We start from the raw sequence: 26,302 nt of genomic DNA, 5'->3' as shown, positions 1-26,302 counted from the left end.
TACCTTGCCCGGCCGGCCGATCAACGGCCCATCGTCAATTTTCTGCTGCGACCTGCACAGTTTCATTTGCGGCTGGAGCGCAACTGTCCCTGTGTCGGGCAGGGTCTGTGCGCCTAGAATGAGCGCTCCTGTCTCTGGCGCTTGGGGTTCTCATGCACGTTTCATCGGGTCGTTGGGTGTACGGCATGTTCCTGGCGTTGTTGACGGCGTTTCTGTGGGGAATCCTGCCGATCAAGCTCAAGCAGGTGCTGGTGGTGATGGACCCGGTCACGGTGACCTGGTTTCGCCTGCTGGTGTCCGGCGGCTGTCTGTTCATTTATCTGGCGGCGACCAAACGCTTGCCGAGCCGCAAGGTGCTCGGGCCGAAGGGCGGCTGGCTGGTGCTGATGGCGGTGCTCGGGCTGGTGGGCAACTACGTGCTGTATCTGATGGGCCTGAACCTGCTCAGCCCCGGCACCGCGCAACTGGTGGTGCAGATGGGGCCGATCATGTTGCTGATCGCCAGTCTGTTCGTGTTCAAGGAGCGCTTCAGTATCGGTCAGGGCATTGGGCTGGCGGTGCTGTTGATCGGGTTTGCGCTGTTCTTCAATCAGCGTCTGGCTGAATTGCTCACCTCTTTGTCTGACTACACCGCCGGCGTGTTGCTGGTGCTGTTGGCCTCGACGGTCTGGACCTTTTACGCGCTGGGGCAGAAGCAACTGCTGACCGTGTGGAATTCGCTGCAGGTGATGATGGTGATCTACCTGTTCTGCGCCCTGTTGCTGACGCCTTGGGTGCATCCGCTTGAGGCGCTGTCGCTGAGCCCGCTGCAGGGCTGGCTGCTGCTGGCGTGCTGCATGAACACCCTGATCGCCTACGGCGCGTTTGCCGAAGCACTGGCGCACTGGGAAGCTTCACGGGTCAGCGCGACGCTGGCGATCACGCCGTTGGTGACGTTCGGTGCGGTGGCCGTGGCGGCCGGGGTGTGGCCTGAATATGTGCATGCCGAGCAGATCAATCTGCTGGGGTATGGCGGGGCAGTGCTGGTGGTGCTGGGTTCGGCGCTGGTGGCGCTCGGGCCTTCGCTGATTGCCGGGCTCAAGGCCCGGCGGATGCGCATGGCAGCAGGTTAACCGAGTCATCGTTCTTCGCGAGCAAGCCCGCTCCTACTTTTAACCGCACTCCTGACAGGGGAGTGCGGTCAACGGTGGGAGCGGGCTTGCTCGCGAAGACTGACTTACAGACGCTGATGATCTCAGCCCTTGGCCCCGGCCTCGATCATGTTCTCCGGCCGCACCCAGGCATCGAACTCTTCATCGGTCAGATAACCCAGCTCCAGCGCCGCTTCGCGCAGGGTCTTGCCTTCGCTGTAGGCTTTTTTGGCGATTTCCGCCGACTTGTCGTAGCCGATGTGCGGGTTCAGCGCCGTTACCAGCATCAGGCCGCGTTCCAGATGTTTCGCCATGACTTCGGCGTCCGGCTCAAGCCCGGCGATGCAGTGCTGCTGGAAGTTGCTGCAGCCATCGGCCAGCAGACGGATCGATTGCAGCAGGTTGTGGATGATCACCGGTTTGAACACGTTCAGTTGCAGGTGACCCTGGCTGGCGGCAAAACCGATCGCCACGTCATTGCCCAGCACCTGGCAGGCGAGCATCGACAGCGCCTCGCACTGGGTCGGGTTGACCTTGCCGGGCATTATCGAACTGCCCGGCTCGTTGGCCGGCAGGCGCACTTCGGCAAAACCGGCACGCGGACCGGAACCCAGCAGGCGCAGATCATTGGCGATTTTCATCAGCGCCACGGCGAGGGTTTTCAGGGCGCCGGAGAGAGTGGTCAGCGGCTCATGGCCGGCGAGGGCAGCGAACTTGTTCGGTGCGGTGACGAACGGCAGGCCGGATAACGCCGCCAGTTCAGCGGCAATCGCTTCGCCGAAGCCGTGGGGCGAGTTGAGCCCGGTGCCAACAGCGGTGCCGCCCTGTGCCAGTTCGCAGACTGCCGGTAGCGCCGCGCGAATCGCCCGTTCGGCGTAATCCAGCTGCGCTATAAAACCGGAGAGTTCCTGGCCGAAAGTGATCGGCGTGGCGTCCATCATGTGGGTGCGACCGGTCTTCACCAGCTTCATGTGCCGCGCCGACAGCTCGGCCAGGCCGCCCGACAGCTCGGCGATGGCCGGCAGCAGTTGGCCCTGCACCGCTTGCGCGGTAGCGATGCTCATGGCGGTGGGGAAGCAGTCGTTGGAGCTCTGCGAGCGGTTGACGTGATCGTTGGGGTGCACTGGCGTCTTGCCGCCGCGCGGGTTGCCGGCCAGTTCGTTGGCGCGGCCGGCAATCACTTCGTTGGCGTTCATGTTACTTTGGGTGCCGCTGCCGGTCTGCCAGACCACCAGCGGGAACTGGTCGTCATGCTGGCCGTCGAGCACTTCGTCGGCGGCCTGTTCGATCAGGCGGGCGATGTCGGCGGGCAGGTCGCCGTTGCGGTCGTTGACCCGGGCCGCGGCTTTCTTGATCAGGGCCAGGGCGTGCAGGACCGGCAAGGGCATGCGTTCCTGGCCGATGGCGAAGTTGATCAGCGAGCGTTGCGTCTGAGCGCCCCAGTAAGCGTCGTCCGGGACCTCGATCTGGCCCAGGCTGTCGGTTTCGATACGGCTCATCGTGCACACTCCTGTTGGTCTGTTTGCGCAGTTTAGGCCGGTGCCGGCCCGGGTGGTTCCCTTCGGCCGATTGTTGACCGGCAAATCCCCGCCAATCAAGCGCGGCAAGGCCCGGGGGTTGAGCCGCAGCGTTATTCAGGCGCAGAATGGTCGCCCTTGGGGTTTTACCTCGCCTAGCTGAAAAGGAAACTCGATGACTCGTCTTCGTGCCATCTGCACCGCGGTTGCCCTGGTTTGCGCCAGCGGCCAGGTGCTTGCCGATACCGCCAGCCACAACGCCAGTGCCGAAGCTTTCCTGACCCTGGCACACGCTGACAAGCTGGGCACTCCGGTGTACATGCAGGTTCAGCAGATGTTCGCCCAGCGTTTTGAACAGACCAAGGCGCCGGAATCCAAGAAAGCCGTACTGGATACCTATCAGGCCAAGGCCAACGCCGCTCTGGATCAGGCCATTGGCTGGAACAAGCTGAAACCGGACATGGTCAAGCTCTACACCAGCAACTTCAGCGAGTCCGAGCTCAAAGACCTGGTCGCGTTCTACCAGTCGCCACTGGGCAAGAAAGTCCTGGAAAAAATGCCGCAGCTGACTCAGCAATCGGCCCAGATGACCCAGGCCAAGCTGGAAAGCGCCGTACCGGTGGTCAACAAGCTGCTGGACGACATGACCAACGAGCTGGCACCGAAAGGCGCGGCTCCGGCCAAGAAGAAGTAAGCGGAGTTCGTGATGACCATGCAACAACGCATCGAATCGACGCTGGCGCTGCTTCAGCCTGAGCATCTGCAAGTGCTGGACGAAAGCCACATGCACAGTCGCGGGTTGCAGACCCACTTCAAGGCAGTGGTGGTCAGTGCGCAGTTCGAAGGCCTGAACCGGGTCAAGCGCCACCAGAAAGTCTACGGTACGCTCGGCGAGCTGATGGGCGAGTTCCATGCGTTGGCGCTGCACACCTACACCCCGCAGGAATGGGCAGAGACAGGCGTCGCTCCGGCGTCGCCGACCTGTGCCGGCGGCAGCAAGCATTGAGTCTTGCAGCAATGAACTGAGGTTTTTTGCTAGAATCCGCAACGCGCCGCTTACCCGGCGCGTTTTTTTTCGCATCCGGTTCACCCTTTACGAGGGTAGCCACCTGGAGAAATACCCATGACACAACCGATTGTCGTGGCGGCACTGTACAAGTTCGTCACCCTCGAAGATTACGTCAACCTGCGCGAGCCTCTGCTGCAAGCGATGGTCGACAACGGCATCAAAGGCACCCTGCTGATCGCCGAAGAAGGCATCAACGGCACGGTTTCCGGCAGCCGTGAAGGCATCGACGGCCTGCTGGCCTGGCTGCGCAACGATCCGCGCATGGTCGACATCGATCACAAGGAATCATACTGCGACGAGCAGCCGTTCTATCGCACCAAGGTCAAGCTCAAGAAAGAGATCGTGACCCTGGGCGTCGAAGGCGTCGACCCGAACAAGAAGGTCGGCACCTACGTCGAACCGCAGGACTGGAACGCGCTGATCAGCGACCCGGAAGTGCTGCTGATCGACACCCGCAACGATTACGAAGTCTCGATCGGCACCTTCGAAGGCGCCATCGATCCGAAAACCACCAGTTTTCGCGAATTCCCCGACTACATCAAAGAACACTTCGATCCGGCCGTGCACAAGAAGGTCGCGATGTTCTGCACCGGCGGCATTCGCTGCGAAAAAGCCTCGAGCTACATGCTCGGCGAAGGTTTCGAAGAGGTTTATCACCTCAAGGGCGGCATCCTGAAGTACCTCGAAGAAGTGCCGCAGGAAGAAACCAAATGGCAGGGCGACTGCTTCGTCTTCGACAACCGCGTGACCGTGCGCCATGACCTGAGCAAAGGCGACTACGATCAGTGCCACGCCTGCCGCACTCCGGTCAGCGTTGAAGATCGCGCTTCCGAGTATTACGTGGCCGGCATCAGCTGCCCGCACTGCTGGGACACCCTGAGCGAGAAGACTCGCCGCAGCGCAATCGACCGCCAGAAACAGATCGAACTGGCAAAAGCGCGCAACATGCCGCACCCGATCGGCTACAACTATAAGCAAGCATCCACCGAGGCTTAATCATGTCTGCACGCCTGCTCTATGTGATGGATCCGATGTGTTCGTGGTGCTGGGGATTTGCCCCGGTCGCCAAGGCATTGGTGGAGCAGGCGCAGGCAGCCGGGGTGGAACTGCACCTGGTGGTCGGCGGGTTGCGCACCGGCAGTGGTGCGGCGCTGGAGCCGACCACCCGGCGCTACATTCTCGAACACTGGCAGGCGGTCACCGAGGCCACCGGCCAGCCGTTCAAGCTGGAAGGCGCGTTGCCGGACGGCTTTGTCTACGACACCGAGCCAGCCTGCCGGGCCATCGTCACCGCGCGCAGCCTGGCACCGGATTGCGCGTGGAAACTGGTCGGGTTGATCCAGCACGCGTTTTACGCTGAAGGTCGCGATGTCACCCAGGCCAGCGTACTGGTGGAGCTGGCGGAGAAGGCCGGCGTCCCGCGCATCGAATTTGCTGCCCTGTTTGATCATGCCGATCAACACAAGGCGACCCAGGCCGATTTCAGTTGGGTGCAGGATCTGGGCATCGCCGGATTCCCGACCCTGCTCGCCGAACGCAACGGCCAACTGGCGTTGCTGACCAACGGCTACCAGCCGCTCAGTGAACTGTCGCCGTTGCTCGGTCGATGGCTGGAGCGCGCGGCCTGTGTCTGACCCGGCCGATGACACGCCAGCCGTCAAGCGTGTCGACCGGCTGAGCTGGGCTGAAGTCCGGCGACTGGCACTTCATCACAAAAAATCCCTGTGGATCGCCAACGGCGTGGCCGTACTGGCGACGCTGTGCAGCGTGCCGATTCCGTTGCTGCTGCCGTTGCTGGTGGACGAGGTCCTGCTCGGCCACGGTGATGCCGCGCTGAAAGTCATGAACCATGTGCTGCCCTCAATGTGGCAGCAGGCGGCGGGCTACATCGGCCTGATGCTGGTGGTGACGCTGACTCTGCGTTGCAGTGCCCTGTGTTTTGGCGTGTTGCAGGCGCGGTTGTTTGCGCGGCTGGCCAAGGACATCGTTTATCGCATTCGCGTGCGTTTGATTGAACGACTCAAACGGATCTCCCTCGGCGAATACGAAAGCCTGGGCAGTGGCACGGTCACCACGCACCTGGTCACCGACCTCGACACCCTCGACAAGTTTGTCGGCGAAACCCTCAGTCGTTTTCTGGTGGCGATGCTGACGCTGGTCGGCACCGCCAGCATCCTGATGTGGATGCACTGGAAACTGGCGCTGCTGATCCTGCTGTTCAACCCGTTGGTGATCTACGCCACGGTGCAGTTGGGCAAGCGGGTCAAGCACCTGAAGAAACTGGAGAACGACAGCACCTCGCGCTTCACCCAGGCGCTGAGCGAAACCCTCGATGCAATCCAGGAAGTGCGAGCCGGCAACCGGCAGGGCTTTTTCCTCGGACGGTTGGGTCTGCGTGCGCAGGAAGTGCGCAACTACGCGGTTAACTCGCAGTGGAAGACCGACGCCTCGAACCGCGCCAGTGGTCTGCTGTTCCAGTTCGGCATCGACATCTTCCGCGCGGCGGCCATGTTGACGGTGTTGTTCTCTGACCTGTCGATTGGCCAGATGCTCGCGGTGTTCAGCTATCTGTGGTTCATGATCGGCCCGGTCGAACAGCTGCTGAACCTGCAATACGCTTATTACGCGGCGGGCGGTGCGCTGTCGCGGATCAACGAACTGCTGGCTCGCGCCGACGAGCCGCAATACCCCGGCGGCGTCGACCCGTTCAAGGGCCGCGATACCGTCGGCATTCAGGTGCAGGGTCTGAGCTTCGGTTACGGCGACGAACTGGTGCTGGATCAGTTGAACCTGTCCATCGCCCCCGGTGAGAAAGTGGCGATTGTCGGTGCTAGTGGCGGCGGCAAAAGTACCCTCGTGCAATTGCTGCTGGGCCTGTACACGCCCCTGGCCGGGACGATCCGTTTCGGCGGATCGTCCCAGCAGGAAATCGGCCTGGAAACGGTTCGGGAAAATGTCGCGGTGGTGCTGCAACATCCGGCGCTGTTCAACGACACCGTACGCGCCAACCTGACCATGGGCCGCACCCGCAGCGATGAGGCCTGCTGGCAGGCACTGGAAATCGCCCAGCTCGAACCCACCATCCGCGCCTTGCCGGACGGCCTGGACAGCATCGTCGGCCGCTCCGGCGTGCGGCTGTCAGGCGGTCAGCGTCAACGTTTGGCCATCGCGAGGATGATCCTCGCCGAGCCGAAAGTGGTGATCCTCGACGAGGCGACGTCAGCCCTCGACGCCGCCACCGAATACAACCTGCACCAGGCCATGGCGCGCTTTCTCCACGGCCGCACCACGCTGATCATCGCCCACCGCCTGTCAGCGGTGAAGCAGGCGGATCGGGTGCTGGTGTTCGACGGCGGGCAAGTGGCCGAAGACGGCGACCACCAGCAACTGATTGCCGATGGCGGGTTGTACGCCAAGCTTTATGGACATTTGCAGAGGTTATAGATCATTTCCATAGCACCTCCAGTGCGTTGGCCGTGCCGTCGTAGCCAAACTCTTTGACGATCACTGAACAACTGGTGCATGGAGGCATGGTTGTAGCCACGTCGATCGAAGCGATCATGTGGTTTTCGGGGTATTTCTTGCGAAGCACACTGATCAGTTTGGCCTCGCTGTCCAGAGAGGTCGGCCGACGGGTCAGCGCAGGCGTGTAGGTGTCGATGTCCTTTATCGTATGGGGAATCGCCACCAATTGCCCTTTGCTCGAGACTTCCAGTGAGGTTCTGTTGAAGGTCTGGTCGAAGTCGATATTGAAGTAGGTGGTGTCGCCGATGATCACTTTGTCTGACATGGGCAGCGCCTTGAAAAGCGGCAGTTCGCCAGTCAGTCCTTGCGAGCCGGAAACGCTTATATAGACCTCACGGTTTCCGGTAGCGGTCACGATGTCTGCATAGGCGATGTTTCTCGAATTCTGTGCTCGATAGCTGCGAGGGAGCAGCGCTTGAAGCTTGTCCATCGCCTTATTGATTTTCAGATCTGCGTGCTGCCGGACATTGATTGTTTTCTCGCAAAACAGCGTATCGAAGATATCGGCGGTTCGTTGGCGAAAGCTGTCTGAAGCATCCCTGCTACGTGACCAGGATGCAGCACCATTCGGCAGCCGGCTGACGATCATGCGCGTGGAATGATCGAACAACACCGCTTCACCGGGGCTGGTATCGACTTTAAGCAGTTTGAGCGTGTCGGGCGGGTTCGCATGGCCACCAATGCGAATGGCAATTTTCTCCATGGTTTCGAGGGCACGTTCTACGGCTGGAATACCGTAGATTCTCGCCATGTTGTTGGCGTTGAGAGACCCGGTGTACACCGTCATCAGCTCACCCTTCAGATTGGCAGGCAGGGTATTGGCCTTGCGCAGCGTCAACGGAGTGGTGAGGCTCTGACCTTTGGGCAGTTCGGCGACGTAGAAGGATCCGGTGTCCAGTCGGGTGAACACATAGTGCCTTGAGTCGTCGATAGCGGGGACGATGATGGCGCCGGCCTCGAAGGTGTCGAACTGATTCCGGGTGCCGAAGGGGATATCCACTTTGATCCTCCCGTAAATCCCTTTTTGAAACGCTATTGCCGCCAAGTGTCTGCTTTTCTTTTTCAGGGACTTGAGCAGCATCGCTCGACCCGCTGTGGCCGGGGTGTAAATGCTGTCCCCGAACCAGGGTGCCCAGCCTTTATCCGTGTCGTAAGTGCCGTTGGCTGGCGTGGGGGCCGGATTGCGGGTGACATAGCTCGTTTTACAGGCGTCCGACCCCGGCATGCGCCGCACTCTGCAGGGCAGGGCTTTGAGTAGCGACTGATCATCGATCAGGTCGGCGCGGCGCAGCTGGTTGCCGTCCGGTCGATAAGGGATGTCATCAATCAGCAGCGTGGTTCGACCATCGACCTCAAGCACTTCACGAACATGGGCGTTTTCTGGAACTTGCGCAACGACGTGGGTTTCGCTCGGGGGCAATGTCTTGAAGCCGGATCGACCTTGTGCGAGATTTTTGCCGTTGTTGCGCAGGCGCGGGCCGTAGGGCAGGGAGGTCATCGGGTCGACCAGATGAAAGCGTTCCAGTCCCGAAGAGTCTGTATGGCGCAGGAGTACATCATCAATACCGTTGACCGTCGCGAGCTGATCACCGTTCGTCAGCGGCTTCCAGTCCCCGGGATCGATGGCTTGTGGCAGATTCTGGACCAGGCGGAAGCCATCGGCCTTTCCCGTCAGTTTTCTGATGCCGACTACGCTCATTCCGCCGATGAAGAGCAGCCCTTTTCCGGCACCGCTTCCCAGTCCCTTGAGCAGCGAGGGAATACCGTCCAGTGGGTTGAGGTTCGCCAGTGAGCGGGTGAGGAGATGGCGGGCCAATGTCGAAAACGGCGGCAGCGTTGCATTGACGACCATGCGAGTGGTGCCGGCAGCGGCGCGGAGCAGGCGCACCGAACCCGAGATGAATTTGCCGATCGGGTAAAGGAACGAAGCCAGGTCGAACAGGAGTCCGACCCCGCCCAGGGCTTTGCTTTTGACATCGTCGGAGAGCAGGTCCTCGATGCTGCCCCAGAAAGGAACGAACCCTTTGACGATCGTCACGAATACTTCCAGCCGTTTCTCGATCTTCGCCCTGTGCCTGTCGAAGATTGTCATGCCTCGGGCTTGCTGGCGCAGGTGTTCTTCATCGACGTAGAGGTAGTTTGTCGCGATGTAGTTGGCCAGTGCGTCCAGTCGTGATGTCAGCGTCGCAGCATCGGTCCCGGTATCCATGGAGGCTGCGGCTATAGTGCCCACGGTGTCGAGGTAGCCGATGCAGGCCCCCCGGGCGGCAGGTGTCCTGCCGTGGAGATGGGCCGACCAGTCGAGCAGCAACGAAGTACTGATGTCACGCTCGGGTGAATAGGTTTGCCCGGGGATGGTGGCGTGCAAGGCAAACTCGGTCCGAACGCCATTGACGGTTGAAAACCTCAAGGTGGGTCGAAGGCGAATGACACCGGCACTCGGGATCAGCTCGTAGTAGGCAATATTTCCCTGGTGGGTCACTTTTATAACGAAGCCCTTCCTGGCCCGGGTCAGATCCGGCGGTTCGTTGGGTACTGATTTTCGACGCATCCCCAACAACTCGATTTCACCCATTGCCAATGCCTGGCGTTCGCTCGCTGGCAGTGAAGTCAGCAAGCTGGCGATCAAGGTCTGATAGGGCGGCCTGATCGTCGCCAGATATTGGTTGAAGGCGCTTTCAAACTGCGCATTGATATCCGGCAAGGACTTGCCGGCCCAGCTGTAGTCATCTGCATTTACCCGTTCATAACCACCCCGCGAGTTTTCACGCTCGGCGTAGAGGACGCGCTGCTCATCCAGCCGGAGTGCTGTGGTAGATCGCGTTGTGCCGTCGGGCATGGAGACAATCCATCGCTTTTCGCCATCGAGCTGGCCGTCTGCATAGACATCCAGAAAGTCGTGGCCCTGCTGATTCTTCTGGTCCAGTGGTGCTCTTGAATGACTATGGCTCGGATCGGCAGACATCAACTTGCGTCCGTCCTTGTTGAATGTAAAACCACTGAACCGGTCAGCCAGCACGTCCCTGGCCATCTGTATCCGGTCAGGCGGGGTGGAATCCAGCGTCATCACGGCCTTGTTCAGGTTTTCGCTTTGTTCTTCCAGCGCAGTCAGCGCTCGCTTGATGTCTTCCTGATCGTGACCGGATGCCGCTCGCGCCGGGATGACGCCAGTGCACACCGCCCATTCAAGGGCGGGGCCTATTCGCAGTCGTGCAATTGTTTCCAGCTCTGCGGGGGAGGCGCCAGCACTGCGTTCCAGAGCCAGACTGACCAGTTGCTGGAAAGACAAGGGTTGAGACTGATCCAGGCCAAGCACCTCGGCCAGCAGCACGCCGTGCATGAAGTTCACCCACACGATCGACGTCTTGTAACGAAGCTCGGGCGGGATATCGCGCACGGCAAAGTCTTTCGACAGGCGATGTTGAAACACCTGGGCCAGCAGGATCGCCTCTTTGGTAGTGGCAACCCGTCGGGTACGCAGCAAATGCTGTTCGAAATCGCTGCGCAGGGTCTGGTAGCTTTTGCCCCAGTGAGCAGGGTCTTGCCAGTGGAATCCGGCGAGCTCCTGCGACTCGTCGGGAGACGGCGCATGCAAATGCAGGCAGATGGCTTTGCATGACAACTGATAGCGCACGGACGACGGCGTCTGTTCGCCGGGGGATGCACCGAACCATTTGAGCCTTTTCAGCAGCCGTTCTGTCAGGTCCAGTGATTCGGGGGAGTTCAGTACTCGCTGGAGGAAAACCGAAGGGGTCGCGCGCAGTTCGTCCGTGTCGGCGAGCCGCAGGATATCGCCACTCAAATGACGGATCAGCGAAGGTTTGCCGATCAAAAAGGTTTTGACCGTGTCGAGCATTCGTTCATTGATGCGTTGTGCCAGGTACTGTTCGAGGGTCATGGCGGGTGTAATAGCCGGTGTTGCGACTCGGGCTGCCTTGAACCTTTTGCGGTCCCGGCCGGTCGGTTGGGGAATCAGTGATTCGATATCCGGGCCGGTATCCAGTCCAAGCGCCTCGATGGCGCTGGTTTCTGCGGTTGTCGATAAGTCGGTTGAAGCTGAAAACGTCGAGGGCATGTCACACTCCTTGTGAAGGCATTCCCGTTACAGAGGGTTGGATGCCTGAAGTGCCCAGTAGATCGATGCCGCCAGCGACCGTGGCTGTACATATGTCTATCCGGCGTTTGTCCTGAACTGAGGCGGATCCGCCGCTTGCCGGAACCCCGAACGCCTCCTAGTCTTTGGGGGTTGGTCTGATAGAGACGGACAATCAGGCAGTGACCACGCAAGGAACTCCATGAAGCAAAAGCGGACTCTCGGAACGCCTCGGTTGCTGGGCATCGTCTGGCCATTTATCGCCGTCGTGTTGTTTCAAGCCTTGTTGGGGGGCGTGAGTCTTTACGTCCTGTCGGCCGTTCGCGGCTATGTCGCTGGTGAAAGCCTTTGGTCCAAGGGCCAGAAAGACGCGATCTATTACCTCAACCTGTACGCTGACAGTCGCGACGAGGCGATTTACCTTAAATACCAGAACGCCATTGCCGTGCCTCAGGGCGGCCATCAATTGCGCCTGGCGCTGGACAAGCAACCGCCCGACCTGCAAGCGGCGCGTGAGGGCATTCTCAAGGGCGGCAACCACCCGGATGATGTTTCCAGCCTGATCTGGCTGTATCTGAACTTTCGTCACTTCAGTTATCTGGAAACCGCCATCGACCGCTGGACGCTGGGCGACGCCTATCTGGTGGAACTCGACGGCGTGGCGCAGGAGATGCATCAACGTATCACTGCCAATGCCGCCACCGAGGCTGATATCCACCGCTGGAAAGACCGAATCTTTGCAATCAATGACGGCGTGACCCCGGCCGCCAAGGCGTTCAGCGATGCCTTGGGTGAAGGCTCGCGGATGATTCTGCGGCTGCTGCTGTTCACCAACCTTGCCACCGCGCTGGGCCTGATCGTGCTGGCGCTGCTGCGTACCCGCAAGTTGCTCAAGCAACGGCATGCCTTCGCCGAAGCGCTGCAACTGGAAAAGGATCGGGCCCACGTCACCCTGCATTCGATTGGCGACGGGGTGATCACCACCGATGTCAGCGGGGCGATCGACTACATGAACCCGGCGGCCGAGGCGTTGACTCACTGGAAGGCCGAGCAGGCTGCCGGTCTGCCGTTGGCGGCGCTGTTCAACCTGCTGGATGACAACGCCCAGACCGAAGGGCTGACCCTGATCGAACACATTCTCAGCGGCCAGCTCACCGGCGGCAGCGAACACTCGAAGCTGATTCAGCGGCTGGACGGCAGCACCGTGTCGGTGACCCTGGTCGGCGCGCCGATCCGCAATGCCGGCAAGGTCAGCGGTACGGTGCTGGTGCTGCATGACATGACCCAGGAGCGGCAATACATCGCCAATCTGTCGTGGCAGGCCACCCACGATGCGCTGACCGGCCTGGCCAACCGTCGCGAATTCGAATACCGCCTCGAACAGGCCCTGCATAACCTGACGCGGCAGGCCGGGCGACATGCGCTGATGTTCCTCGATCTCGATCAGTTCAAGCTGGTCAACGACACCTGCGGGCACGCGGCAGGCGATGAGTTACTGCGGCATATCTGCGCGTTGCTGCAATCGGGCTTGCGTGAGGGCGACACCCTGGCGCGGCTGGGCGGCGATGAGTTCGGCATCCTGCTGGAGAACTGCGCACCGGAGGCGGCCGAGAAGATCGCCGAGAGCTTGCGCCAGACCGTACAGAACCTGCATTTCGTCTGGAAGGGACGGCCGTTCCTGACCACCGTCAGCATTGGTCTGGTGCACGTCGCACAGAACCCGACCACCCTCGAGGCCTCGTTGCGGGCCGCCGACATGGCTTGCTACATGGCCAAGGAAAAGGGCCGCAACCGGGTGCAGGTCTACCACGCCGACGACTCGGAACTGTCCCTGCGTTTCGGCGAAATGGCCTGGGTGCAGCGCCTGCACATGGCCCTGGAGGAAAACCGGTTCTGTCTCTACGCCCAGGAAATCGCCCCACTGGGTTCGGTTGCCGGTGGCACCCGCGGGCACATCGAAATTCTGCTGCGCCTGCATGACGAAGCGGGCCGTATGATTCTCCCGGACAGTTTCATACCGGCGGCAGAACGTTACGGTTTGATGACGTCGCTGGATCGCTGGGTTGTGCAGAATGTATTTAAGGTAATTGCCCAATGTATTAACGAAGAGTGCGAAGGCCCTCTGGCAATGTGTGCGATTAATCTTTCAGGCATTACTATCGGAGATGACGCGTTTTTGCACTTTCTACGCGAGCAGTTTGATAACTACGGCGTACCGCCTGAAATGATTTGTTTTGAAATTACAGAAACCAGTGCCATTGCAAATCTCGGGAGTGCAATCAGATTTATTAATGAACTCAAAGGCTTGGGTTGTTATTTCTCACTCGATGACTTTTGTGCCGGAATGTCTTCATTCGCTTATCTGAAACATTTGCCTGTAGACTTCCTGAAGATCGACGGGAGTTTCGTAAAGGATATGCTGGACGACCCGATTAACCGTGCAATGGTCGAAGTGATCAATCACATCGGGCATGTCATGGGTAAGCAGACAATTGCCGAGTTTGTCGAAACAGCGCAGATCGAGCAGGCATTGCTTGAAATCGGCGTGGATTACGCTCAGGGTTATGTTGTGGAGCGTCCGCAGTTGTTTACCTGTGACAGTTTGCAAAGTCGGCCCGCCAGACCGCAGCCGTTGTTATTCAAGGCGCCTGGCACGTTCCGTTGAAGTCTCTTGCCGATCCGTACAATCACAAATCAAAAGGAGCCGAACAGTGATCGACACATTCAACCGAACCGGACCACTCATGGAAGCTGCAAGTTATCCCGCCTGGGCGCAACAGTTGATCCAGGATTGCAGCGAGAGCAAACGCCGGGTTGTCGAACATGAACTTTATCTGCGCATGCGTGATAACAAGCTCAGCGCCAAAACCATGCGCCAGTACCTGATCGGGGGCTGGCCCGTCGTTGAGCAATTCGCGTTGTACATGGCGCAGAATCTCACCAAGACCAAATTCGCCCGTCATCCGGGTGAAGACATGGCGCGGCGCTGGTTGATGCGCAATATCCGCGTCGAACTCAACCACGCCGATTACTGGCTGCACTGGAGCCGGGCCCATGGGGTGAGCCTGGAAGACCTGCAAGCGCAGCAAGTGCCACCGGAGTTGCACGCCCTGAGCCACTGGTGCTGGCACACCAGTTCGGCGGATTCACTGATCGTGGCCATCGCGGCCACCAATTACGCCATCGAAGGCGCGACCGGGGAGTGGTCGGCGCTGGTGTGTTCGACGGGTGTCTACGCCGCGGCCTTCCCTGAGGAAGATCGAAAGCGGGCCATGAAATGGCTGAAGATGCACGCCCAGTACGATGATGCCCACCCGTGGGAAGCGCTGGAGATCATCTGCACCCTGGCCGGGTTGAACCCGAGCAAAGCCTTGCAGGCGGAGCTGCGACAGGCGATCTGCAAGAGTTACGACTACATGTACCTGTTCCTCGAACGCTGCATGCAGCTCGAACTGTCGGAGCGGGTGTTAGTCGGGCGTGAACGTCGGGCGCTGGTCGAAAGCTGATTTCGGCGACATCCATAAAAAAACGGGAGCCTTGGCTCCCGTTTTTTGTTGGCGGCGAATAGTCAGCCCGCCATGGTCAGGCGATTGCGGCCCTCGCGCTTGGCGACATACAGCGCGCTGTCGGCGCGGCGCAGCAGGCTGTCGGCGGATTCGCCCGGCAACAGGGTCGAGCAGCCGAGGCTCACGGTCAGTTCGATCAATTGATTATTGGCGTAGTAATCCTGGGCCTGCGCTGCCTGACGCAGGCGCTCGCCGACCATGGCGGCCGCATCGCGACCGGTGTTGGACAGCAGGATCAGAAACTCTTCCCCGCCATAACGGAACACCATGTCGACATTGCGCAACTGGCCCTTGATCGATGCCGCCACGGCTTTGAGCACGTCGTCGCCGGCGCTGTGGCCATGGAGGTCGTTGACCTGTTTGAAATGGTCGATGTCCAGCATCAGCAACGACAGCGGTTGCAGGTGCCGGCGGGACATCTCGATCTCGCGCAGCAGCGTCTGCTCCATGGCAATGCGGTTGCCGGCACCGGTCAGCGGATCACGCAGCGCGCTTTGCGTGGCTGCGCGGTACAGCAGCGCATTGCGCATCGGATACAACAGGGCCGACAACAGTGATTCGAGATTGCCCAGTTCCTGTTCGCTGAAGCGCTGGTTACGGCGGAACACCAGTTCACCCATGTGCTCGCCTTCGTGGCTCAGGCTATAGCTGGCCGAGTGATGGCCGCGGGCGCCGAATTCCAGGCGCAGGTCGCTGCCGTTGTGCACGTAGGTCAAGGCGTCCAGCGGCACCAGGCGCTGAACTTCGCGGAAAAACAGACCGAGGATGCGTTGAGGCTCAAGGCTGGTTTGCAGTTGCAGGCTCATTTGCTGGCGCAATTGCGCCAGGCTGACAGGTCGCGCCAGGAGGGGCGGCTGCTGACCAAAGCCCAGGCGTTGCAATTTGGCACTGTCGAAGTCAATTGCAGTGGTCTGGGAGGGTGATTTCATATGGCGTGAGCCCCTAAGCAGTAAGTCTGTCTTACAGGCTGGGTGAGAGCGGCTATGGGCTGCGCGTCATACTGATCCATCAGTCCCGTAGGACATTTGGCGTAAGTTTAGTCTGCCCGATGACGATTAGTCAGCTATCGAATCAGGCCTTGCCCGACTGCCTTCACACGGCGTGCTTTGAGGAAATGTAGAGCGAAAGTCGTGCCATACGGTTCATATTTTATTAAAACCGTTTTGAATCAATGGCTTAAGATTTTCGCGGAAAGAGGGGCGGTGGTTATTTGACTGAATTTGCCGCGCTCAAAGCGGCAATTGCATGCCGCGACGGTATTCCGCCACGGCAACAAATGCGACGTATGGCATTACTGGGCGTTGAAGGCCTGGCCATTGATACCGGTGCTGTCGGGGCCCATCAGGTACAGATAGACCGGCATGATCTCTTCCGGAGTCGGGTTGTTCAGCGGGTTTTCACCCGGGTAAGCCTGGGCGCGCATGCTGGTGCGGGTGGCGCCCGGGTTGATGCTGTTGGAGCGCACCGGAGCGACGTTTTCGACTTCGTCGGCGAGGGTTTGCATCAGGCCTTCGGTGGCGAACTTGGACACACCATAGGCGCCCCAGTAAGCGCGGCCCTTGCGCCCGACGCTGCTGGAGGTGAACACCACCGAGGCGTCCTGCGACAGTTTGAGCAGCGGCAGCAGGGTGCTGGTCAGCATGAACATCGCGTTGACGTTGACCTGCATGACGCGCATGAAGTTTTCACCGGACAGCTGCTCGATCGGCGTGCGCGGGCCGATGATCGAGGCGTTGTGCAGCAGGCCGTCGAGGTGGCCGAACTCGGTCTCGATCATCGCCGCCAGCTCATCGTATTGATGGGGCAGGGCGGTTTCGAGGTTGAACGGGATCACGGCCGGCTGCGGATGCCCGGCCGCTTCGATCTCGTCGTAGACCTGGGTCAGGTTGGCTTCGGTCTTGCCCAGCAACAGCACGGTCGCGCCGTGGGCGGCGTAAGTCTTGGCGGCAGCCGCGCCGATGCCGCGACCGGCACCGGTGACCAGAATGACCCGATCCTTGAGCAATTCGGGGCGAGCGGAGTAATCAAACATAAGAAACCTCTAATCCATTAACTTCTGATCGTTCCCGTGTCTTGCCCGGGAATGCAGCGATGGTCGCTTTGCAGCACCACTCAGCAACTGCACAGCGCGTTGTCGAGCACCTTGCGCAACTCCAGCGGATGATCCACCACCACGTCCGCGCCCCAATGACGAGGGTTGTCGTCGGGGTGAATGTAGCCATAGGTCACGGCAGCGGTTTTGGTGCCGGCGTCACGGCCGGATTCGATATCGCGCAGATCATCGCCGATAAACAGAACGGTCGACGGATCGAGATCAAGCATCTTGCAGGCAAGGGTCAGCATCTCGGGATCCGGCTTGCTGTTTTTCACGTGATCCGGGCAGATCAGCAGCGCCGAGCGCTCGGCCAACCCCAGTTGCTGCATGATCGGCTCGGCGAAGCGCAGCGGCTTGTTGGTGACCACGCCCCAGACCAGATGGGCTTTCTCGATGTCGGCCAGCAATTCGCCCATGCCGTCGAACAGCTTGCTGTGCACGGCGCAGCCCACCAGATAGCGCTCGAGGAACTCCAGACGCAATTCCTCGAAGCCCGGCGACTCCGGGTCCATCGAGAACGTCACCGCGACCATGGCCTTGGCGCCGCCGGAGATTTCGTCGCGGATGTGCTTGTCGTTGATTGGAGGCAAGCCACGATCCGCGCGCATCGCCTGGCAAATGGCGATGAAGTCCGGCGCGGTGTCGAGCAGAGTGCCGTCCATGTCGAAGAGGACTGCTCTGATGGCCATCGGCTTACTCCTCGCGCAGGGTCTGGATCATGTAGTTGACGTCAACGTCCGCCGCCAGTTTGTAGTGCTTGGTCAGCGGGTTGTAGGTCAGGCCGATGATGTCCTTGACGGTCAGGCCGGCCATGCGGCTCCAGGCGCCCAGCTCGGACGGGCGGATGAATTTCTTGAAGTCGTGAGTGCCGCGCGGCAGCAGCTTCATGATGTATTCGGCGCCGACGATGGCGAACAGGTACGCCTTCGGGTTGCGGTTGATGGTGGAGAAGAATACCTGGCCGCCGGGCTTGACCATGCGGAAGCAGGCGCGGATCACCGAGGACGGGTCCGGTACGTGCTCGAGCATTTCCAGGCAGGTGACGACGTCGAACTGCTCGGGCATTTCTTCGGCCAGGGCTTCGGCGGTGATCTGGCGGTATTCGACGTTCACGCCGGACTCCAGCTGATGCAGCTGCGCGACCGCCAGCGGTGCTTCGCCCATGTCGATGCCGGTCACGGTTGCGCCGCGCTGGGCCATGGCTTCGCTGAGAATGCCGCCGCCGCAACCGACGTCGAGAACCTTCTTGCCAGCCAGGTTGACGCGCTCGTCAATCCAGTTTACCCGCAGCGGGTTGATGTCGTGCAGCGGTTTGAACTCGCTTTCGCGGTCCCACCAGCGATGGGCCAGGGCTTCGAATTTGGCGATTTCAGCGTGGTCGACGTTGCTCATGATTCAATCCTCTAAAACTTGAAAAAGGCTGTAGCCCCGGAGTTTGCTCCGGGGTGTTTACGATTCGGTGTGGCCGCTGATGCGTCGGCCCCAGGCCCGGGCGGTTTCGCCGAGCTGTTGTTCGTCCAGTCGGGTCAGGCGGCGGTCGTCGAGCAACTGCTTGCCGGCGACCCACAGGTGTTTCACGCAGTCGCGACCGGTGGCGTATATAAGCTGCGAAACCGGGTCATAGACCGGTTGTTGCGCAAGGCCGGACAGGTCGAAGGCGACGATGTCTGCGGCCTTGCCGAGCTCCAGCGAGCCGGTCTCGGCTTCGATCCCCAGGGCTCGCGCGCCATTGAGCGTGGCCATGCGCAGCGCCCGGTGGGCGTCCAGCGCGGTGGCCGAGCCGGCGACGGCTTTGGCCAGCAGGGCGGCAGTGCGGGTTTCACCCAGCAGGTCCAGGTCATTGTTGCTCGCGGCGCCATCGGTGCCGACCGCGACATTGACCCCGGCCTGCCACAGGCGCTCCACCGGGCAGAAGCCGCTGGCCAGTTTCAGGTTCGACTCCGGGCAATGGATCACGCTGGTGTTGCTTTCTACCAGCAACGCCAGGTCGTCATCGCTGATCTGGGTCATGTGCACGGCCTGGAAGCGCGGGCCCAGCAGACCGAGACGACCGAGGCGGGCCAGCGGGCGTTCGCCGCGCTGTTCGACCGCTTGCTGTACTTCGAACGCGGTTTCGTGAACGTGCATGTGGATCGACGCGTCCAGCTCTTCGGCGATCACGCGGATTTTTTCCAGGTTCTCGTCGCCTACGGTGTAGGGTGCATGAGGGCCGAAGGTGATCTTGATGCGCTCGTGATGCTTCAGGTCGCCGAACAGTTCCACGCCCTGACGAATGGCTTCGTCGGCGCTGGCGGCACCCGGAATCGGGAAGTCGAGGATCGGAATCGCGATCTGCGCGCGGATTCCGCTGTTGTGCACGCGCTCGCTGGCAACCTTCGGGAAGAAGTACATGTCCGAGAAACAGGTGATGCCACCTTTTATCTGCTCGGCGATGGCCAGATCGGTGCCGTCACGCACAAAATCTTCATCGACCCATTTGCCCTCGGCCGGCCAGATGTGGTTCTCCAGCCAGGTCATCAGCGGCAGATCGTCGGCCAGGCCACGGAACAGCGTCATTGCTGCGTGGCCGTGGGCGTTGATCAGGCCGGGGCTGAGCAGAACGTCCGGCAATTCGCGGACTTCGGCGGCGTTACACTTCAGCGCTTCGGCACGCGGGCCGATAAACACGATGCGACCGTCGCGGATGCCCAGGCCATGCTCCTTGAGCACAACGCCTGCGGGTTCGACGGGTACCAGCCAGGTCGGCAGCAATAATAAGTCGAGCGCAATGGCAGGTTTCGGCATCGAGGGTCGGTTCCAGTGCTTTTGTAAAGGATGGCGAAGTATACCCGAGCGTCTTCGCGGGGGGATCGCTATAATCGGCGGCTTTTGTTCATGAGTGCGGGGTGAGGGATGCGCGATCGACTGTTGGCTGCGGAGAAAGTAAAGGCCATCGATTGGCGTGATGGCGCGCTCCACCTGCTGGATCAGCGCGTTTTGCCGTTCGAGGAAAACTGGATCGCCTACACCAGCGCCGCCGGCGTGGCCGAGGCAATTCGTTCGATGGTGGTGCGCGGTGCGCCGGCCATCGGTATCAGTGCGGCCTACGGCATCGTGCTGGCGGCCCGTGCCCGGATTGCCGAAGGTGGCGACTGGTATGCGGCGCTGGAAGAGGATTTCATGTTGCTGGCCGATTCCCGGCCGACCGCGGTGAACCTGTTCTGGGCGTTGAACCGCATGCACGACCGGCTGGACCGTTTGAAGGAAAACGCCGATCCGCTGGCGGCGCTGGAAGCTGAAGCCATCGCGATTCATGAAAGCGATCGCGAAGCCAACCTGACCATGGCCCAGCTCGGCGTCGACCTGATCCGCAAGCATCAGGGCAATGCCCAGGCGATTCTCACTCACTGCAACACCGGCGCCCTGGCCACCGGCGGTTTCGGTACGGCGCTCGGAGTCATTCGCGCGGCGTTCATCGAAGGCATGGTCGAACGTGTTTACGCCGATGAGACCCGGCCGTGGCTGCAAGGCTCGCGCCTGACCGCGTGGGAACTGGCCAACGAAGGCATTCCGGTGACCCTGAACGCTGACTCCGCCGCTGCGCACATCATGAAAACCAAAGGTGTGACCTGGGTGATCGTCGGCGCCGACCGGATCACCGCCAATGGCGACGTGGCGAACAAGATCGGCACCTATCAACTGGCGGTCAACGCCATGCACCACGGCGTGCGTTTCATGGTGGTGGCACCGAGTTCGACCATCGACATGAATTTGGCCAGCGGTGATGACATTCCGATCGAAGAGCGCGACGGCGCCGAGTTGCTGGAGGTTGGCGGCAAGCGCGTCGGGGCTGACGTTGAAGCGTTCAACCCTGTGTTTGACGTAACCCCGGCAGATCTGATCGATGCGATCGTCACCGAAAAAGGCATCGTCGAGCGCCCGGACACCGCGAAGATGGCGCAGTTGATGTGCCGCAAGCGCTTGCATTGATTGGCTTGATGTCCGCGTTGTCCTCTTCGCGAGCAGGCTCGCTCCCACAGGTTTTGTGATCGCCACAGAACCTTGTGGGAGCGAGCCTGCTCGCGATGGGGCCTTGAAAGTCAATAAACATCCGCAATTTCGTCCCGAAATTTGCATTCAGGGAAGCTCTGAGCCTCTCTCGTCCCCGTTAAGCCTGTCATCGGTCATCTAACTATGCTCCATGCGCATCTGGGGGATAGGTGCGTGGCGGCTCTTGTGATAACATCCGGCGTTTTCCGAGGCAGTCCCACGGGGTTGTCTTCACTGCGCAAATCCAGGGTCAACTTGTCGATTTGTCGTAAGTCGGCGCATGGCACTCGGCCTGCATCGACGAGCTTCGTGCGTCCCCTATGGATATGGCGAAGTTTCACCAGAAAAAGGAATCAGGCTTCTCATGGGCGAACTGGCCAAAGAAATCCTCCCGGTCAATATCGAAGACGAGCTGAAACAGTCCTATCTCGACTACGCGATGAGCGTGATCGTCGGCCGTGCACTGCCGGATGCGCGCGATGGCTTGAAGCCCGTGCACCGTCGCGTGCTGTTCGCGATGAGCGAGCTGGGCAACGACTTCAACAAGCCGTACAAGAAATCTGCCCGTGTCGTTGGTGACGTGATCGGTAAGTATCACCCGCACGGTGATACCGCGGTGTACGACACCATCGTCCGCATGGCGCAGCCTTTCTCCCTGCGTTACCTGCTGGTCGACGGACAGGGCAACTTCGGTTCGGTGGACGGCGACAACGCCGCGGCCATGCGATACACCGAAGTGCGCATGACCAAGCTGGCGCACGAGCTGCTGGCCGACCTGCACAAGGAAACCGTGGACTGGGTGCCGAACTACGACGGCACCGAGCTGATCCCGGCAGTCATGCCGACCCGCGTTCCGAACCTGCTGGTCAACGGTTCCAGCGGTATCGCCGTGGGCATGGCGACCAACATTCCGCCGCACAACCTCGGTGAAGTCATCGACGGTTGCCTGGCCCTCATCGACAACCCCGAGCTGACCGTCGATGAGCTGATGCAATACATTCCCGGTCCGGACTTTCCGACTGCCGCGATCATCAACGGTCGCGCCGGCATCATCGAAGCCTACCGCACCGGCCGTGGCCGCATTTACATGCGCGCCCGCTCGATCATCGAAGACATCGACAAGGTCGGTGGTCGTCAGCAGATCGTTATCACCGAACTCCCTTACCAGCTGAACAAGGCGCGTCTGATCGAGAAGATCGCCGAGCTGGTAAAAGAGAAGAAACTCGAAGGCATCACCGAACTGCGCGACGAGTCCGACAAGGACGGTATGCGCGTCGTGATCGAGCTGCGTCGCGGCGAAGTGCCCGAGGTGATCCTCAACAACCTCTACGCCCAGACCCAGCTGCAATCGGTATTTGGCATCAACATCGTTGCGCTGATCGACGGCCGTCCGCGGATCCTGAACCTCAAGGACCTGCTGGAAGCCTTCGTCCGTCACCGTCGCGAAGTGGTTACCCGCCGTACCGTGTTCGAACTGCGCAAGGCGCGCGAGCGTGGTCACATCCTCGAAGGTCAGGCCGTTGCCCTATCGAACATCGACCCGGTGATCGCCCTGATCAAGGCTTCGCCGACGCCGTCGGAAGCCAAGGAAGCGCTGGTCAGCACGCCGTGGGAATCCTCGGCTGTGGTGGCGATGGTGGAACGTGCCGGTGCCGATTCGTGCCGTCCGGAAAACCTCGATCCGCAATACGGTCTGCGCGACGGCAAGTACTTCCTGTCGCCGGAACAGGCGCAAGCCATTCTGGAGCTGCGTCTGCATCGTCTGACCGGTCTGGAACACGAAAAGCTGCTGGCCGAGTATCAAGAGATCCTCAACCAGATCGGCGAGCTGATCCGCATCCTCAACAGCGCCGTGCGCCTGATGGAAGTGATCCGCGAAGAGCTGGAAGTGATCCGCGCCGAATACGGCGACGTGCGCCGCACCGAAATCCTCGATGCCCGTCTCGACCTGACCCTGGGTGACATGATCCCGGAAGAAGAGCGCGTCGTGACCATCTCCCACGGTGGCTATGCCAAGACCCAGCCGCTGGCTGCGTACCAGGCCCAGCGTCGTGGCGGTAAAGGCAAATCGGCTACCGGCGTGAAGGATGAGGACTACATCGCTCACCTGCTGGTCGCCAACAGCCACACCACCCTGCTGCTGTTCTCCAGCAAGGGCAAGGTGTACTGGCTGAAGACCTACGAAATTCCGGAAGCGTCCCGTGCCGCCCGTGGTCGTCCGCTGGTCAACCTGCTGCCGCTGGATGACGGTGAATACATCACCACCATGCTGCCGGTCGAGGAATACACCGAAGGTCACTACATCTTCATGGCTACCGCCAACGGCACCGTGAAGAAGACCCCGCTGGAATCCTTCAGTCGTCAGCGCAGCGTCGGTCTGATCGCGCTGGAACTGGACGAAGGCGACGTGCTGATCTCCGCGGCCATCACCGATGGCGAGCGTGAAGTGATGCTGTTCTCCGACGGTGGCAAGGTCACCCGCTTCAAGGAATCCGACGTTCGTGCCATGGGCCGTACTGCCCGTGGTGTGCGCGGCATGCGTCTGCCGGAAGGGCAGAAGCTGATTTCGATGCTGATCCCGGAAGAAGGCAGCCAGATCCTCACCGCTTCCGAGCGTGGCTACGGCAAGCGCACCGCGATCACCGAGTTCCCTGAGTACAAACGTGGCGGCCAGGGCGTGATCGCCATGGTCAGCAACGAGCGTAACGGCCGTCTGGTCGGTGCGGTTCAGGTGCTCGACGGCGAGGAGATCATGCTGATTTCCGACCAGGGCACGCTGGTGCGTACCCGTGTCGACGAAGTTTCCAGTCTGGGTCGTAACACCCAGGGCGTGACCCTGATCAAGCTTGCCAAGGATGAAACCCTGGTCGGTCTGGAGCGGGTCCAGGAGCCGTCGGAAGTCGAGGGTGAAGAGTTTGAAGGTGAAGAAGGTGTCGAGCTGGAAGAAGGCGTGATCGGCGCCGAACCGGACGATGCGGTCGACAACCTGCAGGCGGACGCCGCAGACGAAGAAGAGTCGCAAGACTAACCAAATCGTAGCAGGGCAGAGTGTTTGCTCTGTCCGCTACCGTGATTGCATAGCGAGAGTGGATGTGAGCAAACGAGCCTATAACTTCTGCGCAGGTCCCGCTGCGCTGCCTGAAGCTGTCCTGTTGCGTGCCCAGTCCGAGATGCTCGACTGGCACGGCAAGGGTCTGTCGGTCATGGAAATGAGCCATCGCAGTGATGACTACGTGGCCATCGCCGAGAAGGCCGAACAAGACCTGCGCGACCTGCTGTCCATCCCCTCCAATTACAAAGTGCTGTTCCTGCAGGGCGGTGCGAGCCAACAGTTCGCCGAAATTCCGCTGAACCTGCTGCCTGAGAACGGCACTGCCGACTATGTCGAAACCGGCATCTGGTCAAAAAAAGCCATCGAGGAAGCGCGTCGCTTCGGCAACGTCAATGTTGCCGCCAGCGCCAAGCCTTATGACTATCTGGCCATCCCTGGCCAGAACGAGTGGAAGCTGACTCCGGGTGCGGCCTATCTGCACTATGCGTCCAACGAAACCATCGGCGGCCTGCAGTTCGACTGGGTTCCCGAGGCTGGTGACGTTCCGCTGGTGGTCGACATGTCATCCGATATCCTCTCGCGTCCGATCGATGTGTCGCAGTACGGCCTGATCTACGCCGGCGCGCAGAAGAACATCGGCCCGAGCGGTCTGGTCGTGGTGATCGTCCGTGAAGACCTGCTGGGTCGCGCCCGCAGTTCGTGCCCGACCATGCTCGACTACAAGATCTCCGCCGATAACGGCTCGATGTACAACACCCCGGCGACCTATTCCTGGTACCTCTCGGGCCTGGTTTTCGAGTGGCTGAAGGAGCAGGGTGGCGTCGCCGCGATGGAGCAGCGCAACAAGGCGAAGAAAGATCGCCTGTACGGCTTCATCGACAACAGTGACTTCTATACAAACCCGATCAGCGTCAACGCCCGGTCGTGGATGAACGTGCCGTTCCGTCTGGCTGACGAGCGTCTGGACAAGGCGTTCCTGGCCGGCGCCGACGCCCGTGGCCTGCTCAACCTCAAGGGCCATCGTTCGGTGGGCGGCATGCGTGCCTCGATCTACAACGCCCTGGGTCTGGACGCCGTCGAAGCGCTGGTTGGCTACATGGCTGAATTCGAGAAGGAGCATTCCTGATGTCCGAGCAGGAGCTCAAGGCGCTGCGCGTTCGCATCGATAACCTGGATGAGAAGATCCTCCAGCTGATCAGCGATCGCGCGCGCTGCGCCGAAGAAGTTGCCCGGGTCAAAATGGCCAGCCTGGCCGAAGGCGAGCAGCCGGTGTTCTATCGCCCTGAGCGTGAGGCACAGGTCCTCAAGCGCGTGATGGAGCGCAACAAGGGGCCGCTGGGCAACGAAGAGATGGCGCGCTTGTTCCGCGAAATCATGTCTTCGTGCCTGGCCCTCGAGAACCCGCTGAAAGTGGCTTATCTCGGTCCGGAAGGTACCTTCACTCAAGCGGCGGCCATGAAGCACTTCGGTCACGCAGTGATCAGCAAGCCGATGGCGGCAATCGACGAAGTGTTCCGTGAAGTGGCGGCCGGTGCGGTGAACTTTGGCGTGGTGCCGGTGGAGAACTCCACCGAAGGTGCGGTCAACCACACCCTCGACAGCTTCCTCGAGCACGACATGGTGATTTGTGGCGAAGTCGAGCTGCGGATTCACCATCATCTGTTGGTCGGTGAAAACACCAAGACCGACAGCATCAGCCGCATCTATTCCCATGCCCAGTCGCTGGCCCAGTGCCGCAAGTGGCTGGACGCCCATTACCCGAATGTCGAGCGTGTGGCGGTGTCCAGCAACGCCGAAGCGGCCAAGCGGGTCAAGGGTGAGTGGAACTCGGCAGCGATCGCCGGTGACATGGCAGCCGGGCTGTATGGCCTGACCCGTCTTGCCGAGAAGATCGAAGATCGTCCGGACAACTCCACGCGCTTCCTGATGATCGGTAACCAGGAAGTGCCGCCGACCGGCGACGACAAGACTTCGATCATCGTATCCATGAGCAACAAGCCCGGCGCGCTCCATGAGCTGCTGGTGCCGTTCCATGACAACGGGATCGACCTGACCCGGATCGAAACCCGTCCGTCGCGCAGCGGCAAATGGACCTACGTGTTCTTCATCGACTTCGTCGGTCATCACCGTGATCCGCTGATCAAAGGTGTATTGGAAAAGATCAGTCAGGAAGCAGTAGCACTCAAGGTGCTGGGTTCCTACCCGAAAGCAGTTCTTTAAGGGGTG

The 26,302-nt window shown here is 60.5% G+C and carries 19 protein-coding genes; 12 read left to right on the top strand and 7 right to left on the bottom strand.

Annotated features, from left to right (window positions below; genetic code table 11):
• Window positions 1–152 precede the first annotated feature (152 nt).
• Window positions 153–1,112, top strand: coding sequence for a DMT family transporter (locus K5E37_RS03410; RefSeq protein ID WP_221533142.1), 960 nt, complete (start codon window positions 153–155; stop codon window positions 1,110–1,112).
• Window positions 1,113–1,234: 122 nt separating this feature from the next.
• On the opposite strand, the gene K5E37_RS03405 is transcribed toward K5E37_RS03410, so the two are convergent.
• Complete coding sequence (locus K5E37_RS03405; protein ID WP_085607253.1) at window positions 1,235–2,629, bottom strand: class II fumarate hydratase; 1,395 nt, start codon at window positions 2,627–2,629, stop codon at window positions 1,235–1,237.
• 193 nt (window positions 2,630–2,822) lie between these two features.
• Here K5E37_RS03405 and K5E37_RS03400 point away from each other — a divergent pair, with 193 nt between their 5' ends.
• The 5 genes from K5E37_RS03400 (at window position 2,823) to K5E37_RS03380 (ending at window position 7,160) form a co-directional block, all read left to right on the top strand.
• Window positions 2,823–3,341, top strand: coding sequence for a DUF2059 domain-containing protein (locus K5E37_RS03400; RefSeq protein WP_007950895.1), 519 nt, complete (start codon window positions 2,823–2,825; stop codon window positions 3,339–3,341).
• 12 nt (window positions 3,342–3,353) lie between these two features.
• Complete coding sequence (locus tag K5E37_RS03395; protein ID WP_007950896.1) at window positions 3,354–3,653, top strand: BolA family transcriptional regulator; 300 nt, start codon at window positions 3,354–3,356, stop codon at window positions 3,651–3,653.
• Between the two features lie 117 nt (window positions 3,654–3,770).
• Window positions 3,771–4,712 (top strand): rhodanese-related sulfurtransferase, encoded by a 942-nt coding sequence (locus K5E37_RS03390; protein WP_221533141.1) that lies wholly within the window; start codon window positions 3,771–3,773, stop codon window positions 4,710–4,712.
• 35 nt (window positions 4,713–4,747) lie between these two features.
• Window positions 4,748–5,350 (top strand): DsbA family protein, encoded by a 603-nt coding sequence (locus K5E37_RS03385; RefSeq protein WP_176504858.1) that lies wholly within the window; start codon window positions 4,748–4,750, stop codon window positions 5,348–5,350.
• Complete coding sequence (locus tag K5E37_RS03380) at window positions 5,343–7,160, top strand: ABC transporter ATP-binding protein (protein WP_108562942.1); 1,818 nt, start codon at window positions 5,343–5,345, stop codon at window positions 7,158–7,160. The genes K5E37_RS03385 and K5E37_RS03380 overlap by 8 nt, the downstream gene beginning before the upstream one ends.
• A gap of 1 nt (window position 7,161) precedes the next feature.
• On the opposite strand, the gene K5E37_RS03375 is transcribed toward K5E37_RS03380, so the two are convergent.
• Window positions 7,162–11,316 (bottom strand): deaminase domain-containing protein, encoded by a 4,155-nt coding sequence (locus tag K5E37_RS03375; protein WP_221533140.1) that lies wholly within the window; start codon window positions 11,314–11,316, stop codon window positions 7,162–7,164.
• Between the two features lie 220 nt (window positions 11,317–11,536).
• Between K5E37_RS03375 and K5E37_RS03370 the strand changes: the two genes are divergently transcribed.
• On the top strand, window positions 11,537–13,999 hold the full coding sequence (locus tag K5E37_RS03370) for an EAL domain-containing protein (RefSeq protein WP_007950901.1): 2,463 nt from the start codon (window positions 11,537–11,539) through the stop codon (window positions 13,997–13,999).
• 46 nt (window positions 14,000–14,045) lie between these two features.
• Window positions 14,046–14,840, top strand: coding sequence for a TenA family transcriptional regulator (locus K5E37_RS03365; protein WP_007950902.1), 795 nt, complete (start codon window positions 14,046–14,048; stop codon window positions 14,838–14,840).
• 62 nt (window positions 14,841–14,902) lie between these two features.
• Here the strand turns inward: K5E37_RS03365 and K5E37_RS03360 are convergent, their stop codons facing one another.
• The 5 genes from K5E37_RS03360 to K5E37_RS03340 form a co-directional block, all read right to left on the bottom strand.
• On the bottom strand, window positions 14,903–15,829 hold the full coding sequence (locus K5E37_RS03360) for a GGDEF domain-containing protein (RefSeq protein WP_007950903.1): 927 nt from the start codon (window positions 15,827–15,829) through the stop codon (window positions 14,903–14,905).
• Window positions 15,830–16,191: 362 nt separating this feature from the next.
• The gene (locus K5E37_RS03355; RefSeq protein ID WP_007950904.1) at window positions 16,192–16,932 is read right to left on the bottom strand and encodes a YciK family oxidoreductase; all 741 of its coding nucleotides are present in this window, start codon (window positions 16,930–16,932) and stop codon (window positions 16,192–16,194) included.
• An 80-nt stretch (window positions 16,933–17,012) separates the two neighbouring features.
• Window positions 17,013–17,684, bottom strand: a complete 672-nt coding sequence (gene mupP / locus K5E37_RS03350; RefSeq protein WP_085607243.1) for an N-acetylmuramic acid 6-phosphate phosphatase MupP — start codon at window positions 17,682–17,684, stop codon at window positions 17,013–17,015.
• Window positions 17,685–17,688: 4 nt separating this feature from the next.
• Entirely contained in the window at window positions 17,689–18,387 is a 699-nt protein-coding gene (gene ubiG / locus K5E37_RS03345; protein WP_007950906.1) for a bifunctional 2-polyprenyl-6-hydroxyphenol methylase/3-demethylubiquinol 3-O-methyltransferase UbiG, read from the bottom strand.
• Window positions 18,388–18,444: 57 nt separating this feature from the next.
• Window positions 18,445–19,779, bottom strand: a complete 1,335-nt coding sequence (locus tag K5E37_RS03340; protein WP_007950908.1) for a TRZ/ATZ family hydrolase — start codon at window positions 19,777–19,779, stop codon at window positions 18,445–18,447.
• A gap of 108 nt (window positions 19,780–19,887) precedes the next feature.
• On the opposite strand from K5E37_RS03340, the gene mtnA reads away from it, so the two are divergent.
• The 4 genes from mtnA (at window position 19,888) to pheA (ending at window position 26,296) form a co-directional block, all read left to right on the top strand.
• Window positions 19,888–20,964, top strand: a complete 1,077-nt coding sequence (gene mtnA, locus K5E37_RS03335) for an S-methyl-5-thioribose-1-phosphate isomerase (protein WP_011335374.1) — start codon at window positions 19,888–19,890, stop codon at window positions 20,962–20,964.
• A 424-nt stretch (window positions 20,965–21,388) separates the two neighbouring features.
• The gene (gyrA, locus tag K5E37_RS03330; RefSeq protein WP_127799246.1) at window positions 21,389–24,052 is read left to right on the top strand and encodes a DNA gyrase subunit A; all 2,664 of its coding nucleotides are present in this window, start codon (window positions 21,389–21,391) and stop codon (window positions 24,050–24,052) included.
• A gap of 64 nt (window positions 24,053–24,116) precedes the next feature.
• Complete coding sequence (gene serC, locus K5E37_RS03325) at window positions 24,117–25,202, top strand: 3-phosphoserine/phosphohydroxythreonine transaminase (protein WP_221533139.1); 1,086 nt, start codon at window positions 24,117–24,119, stop codon at window positions 25,200–25,202.
• Window positions 25,202–26,296: a prephenate dehydratase gene (pheA, locus tag K5E37_RS03320; protein WP_007950913.1), complete on the top strand. Its 1,095-nt coding sequence runs from the start codon at window positions 25,202–25,204 to the stop codon at window positions 26,294–26,296. Before serC ends, pheA begins: the two co-directional genes overlap by 1 nt.
• Window positions 26,297–26,302 lie beyond the last annotated feature (6 nt).

Source organism: Pseudomonas sp. RIT778, assembly GCF_019718735.1.
Classification (GTDB): domain Bacteria; phylum Pseudomonadota; class Gammaproteobacteria; order Pseudomonadales; family Pseudomonadaceae; genus Aquipseudomonas; species Aquipseudomonas aphyarum.
The sequence above is the reverse complement of the archived record's forward strand: the minus strand, read 5'-3'. Positions and strand labels throughout refer to the sequence as shown.

What these genes read in the sequence shown, in the direction of transcription:
- K5E37_RS03370 (WP_007950901.1), top strand. Translation starts at nt 11,537, where the DNA reads ATGAAGCAAAAGCGGACTCTCGGAACGCCTCGGTTGCTGGGCATCGTC.
- K5E37_RS03360 (WP_007950903.1), bottom strand. Translation starts at nt 15,829, where the DNA reads ATGAAATCACCCTCCCAGACCACTGCAATTGACTTCGACAGTGCCAAA.
- K5E37_RS03340 (WP_007950908.1), bottom strand. Translation starts at nt 19,779, where the DNA reads ATGCCGAAACCTGCCATTGCGCTCGACTTATTATTGCTGCCGACCTGG.
- mupP (WP_085607243.1), bottom strand. Translation starts at nt 17,684, where the DNA reads ATGGCCATCAGAGCAGTCCTCTTCGACATGGACGGCACTCTGCTCGAC.
- K5E37_RS03405 (WP_085607253.1), bottom strand. Translation starts at nt 2,629, where the DNA reads ATGAGCCGTATCGAAACCGACAGCCTGGGCCAGATCGAGGTCCCGGAC.
- mtnA (WP_011335374.1), top strand. Translation starts at nt 19,888, where the DNA reads ATGCGCGATCGACTGTTGGCTGCGGAGAAAGTAAAGGCCATCGATTGG.
- K5E37_RS03390 (WP_221533141.1), top strand. Translation starts at nt 3,771, where the DNA reads ATGACACAACCGATTGTCGTGGCGGCACTGTACAAGTTCGTCACCCTC.
- gyrA (WP_127799246.1), top strand. Translation starts at nt 21,389, where the DNA reads ATGGGCGAACTGGCCAAAGAAATCCTCCCGGTCAATATCGAAGACGAG.
- K5E37_RS03395 (WP_007950896.1), top strand. Translation starts at nt 3,354, where the DNA reads ATGACCATGCAACAACGCATCGAATCGACGCTGGCGCTGCTTCAGCCT.
- K5E37_RS03410 (WP_221533142.1), top strand. Translation starts at nt 153, where the DNA reads ATGCACGTTTCATCGGGTCGTTGGGTGTACGGCATGTTCCTGGCGTTG.
- pheA (WP_007950913.1), top strand. Translation starts at nt 25,202, where the DNA reads ATGTCCGAGCAGGAGCTCAAGGCGCTGCGCGTTCGCATCGATAACCTG.
- K5E37_RS03400 (WP_007950895.1), top strand. Translation starts at nt 2,823, where the DNA reads ATGACTCGTCTTCGTGCCATCTGCACCGCGGTTGCCCTGGTTTGCGCC.
- K5E37_RS03385 (WP_176504858.1), top strand. Translation starts at nt 4,748, where the DNA reads ATGTGTTCGTGGTGCTGGGGATTTGCCCCGGTCGCCAAGGCATTGGTG.
- K5E37_RS03355 (WP_007950904.1), bottom strand. Translation starts at nt 16,932, where the DNA reads ATGTTTGATTACTCCGCTCGCCCCGAATTGCTCAAGGATCGGGTCATT.
- ubiG (WP_007950906.1), bottom strand. Translation starts at nt 18,387, where the DNA reads ATGAGCAACGTCGACCACGCTGAAATCGCCAAATTCGAAGCCCTGGCC.
- K5E37_RS03375 (WP_221533140.1), bottom strand. Translation starts at nt 11,316, where the DNA reads ATGCCCTCGACGTTTTCAGCTTCAACCGACTTATCGACAACCGCAGAA.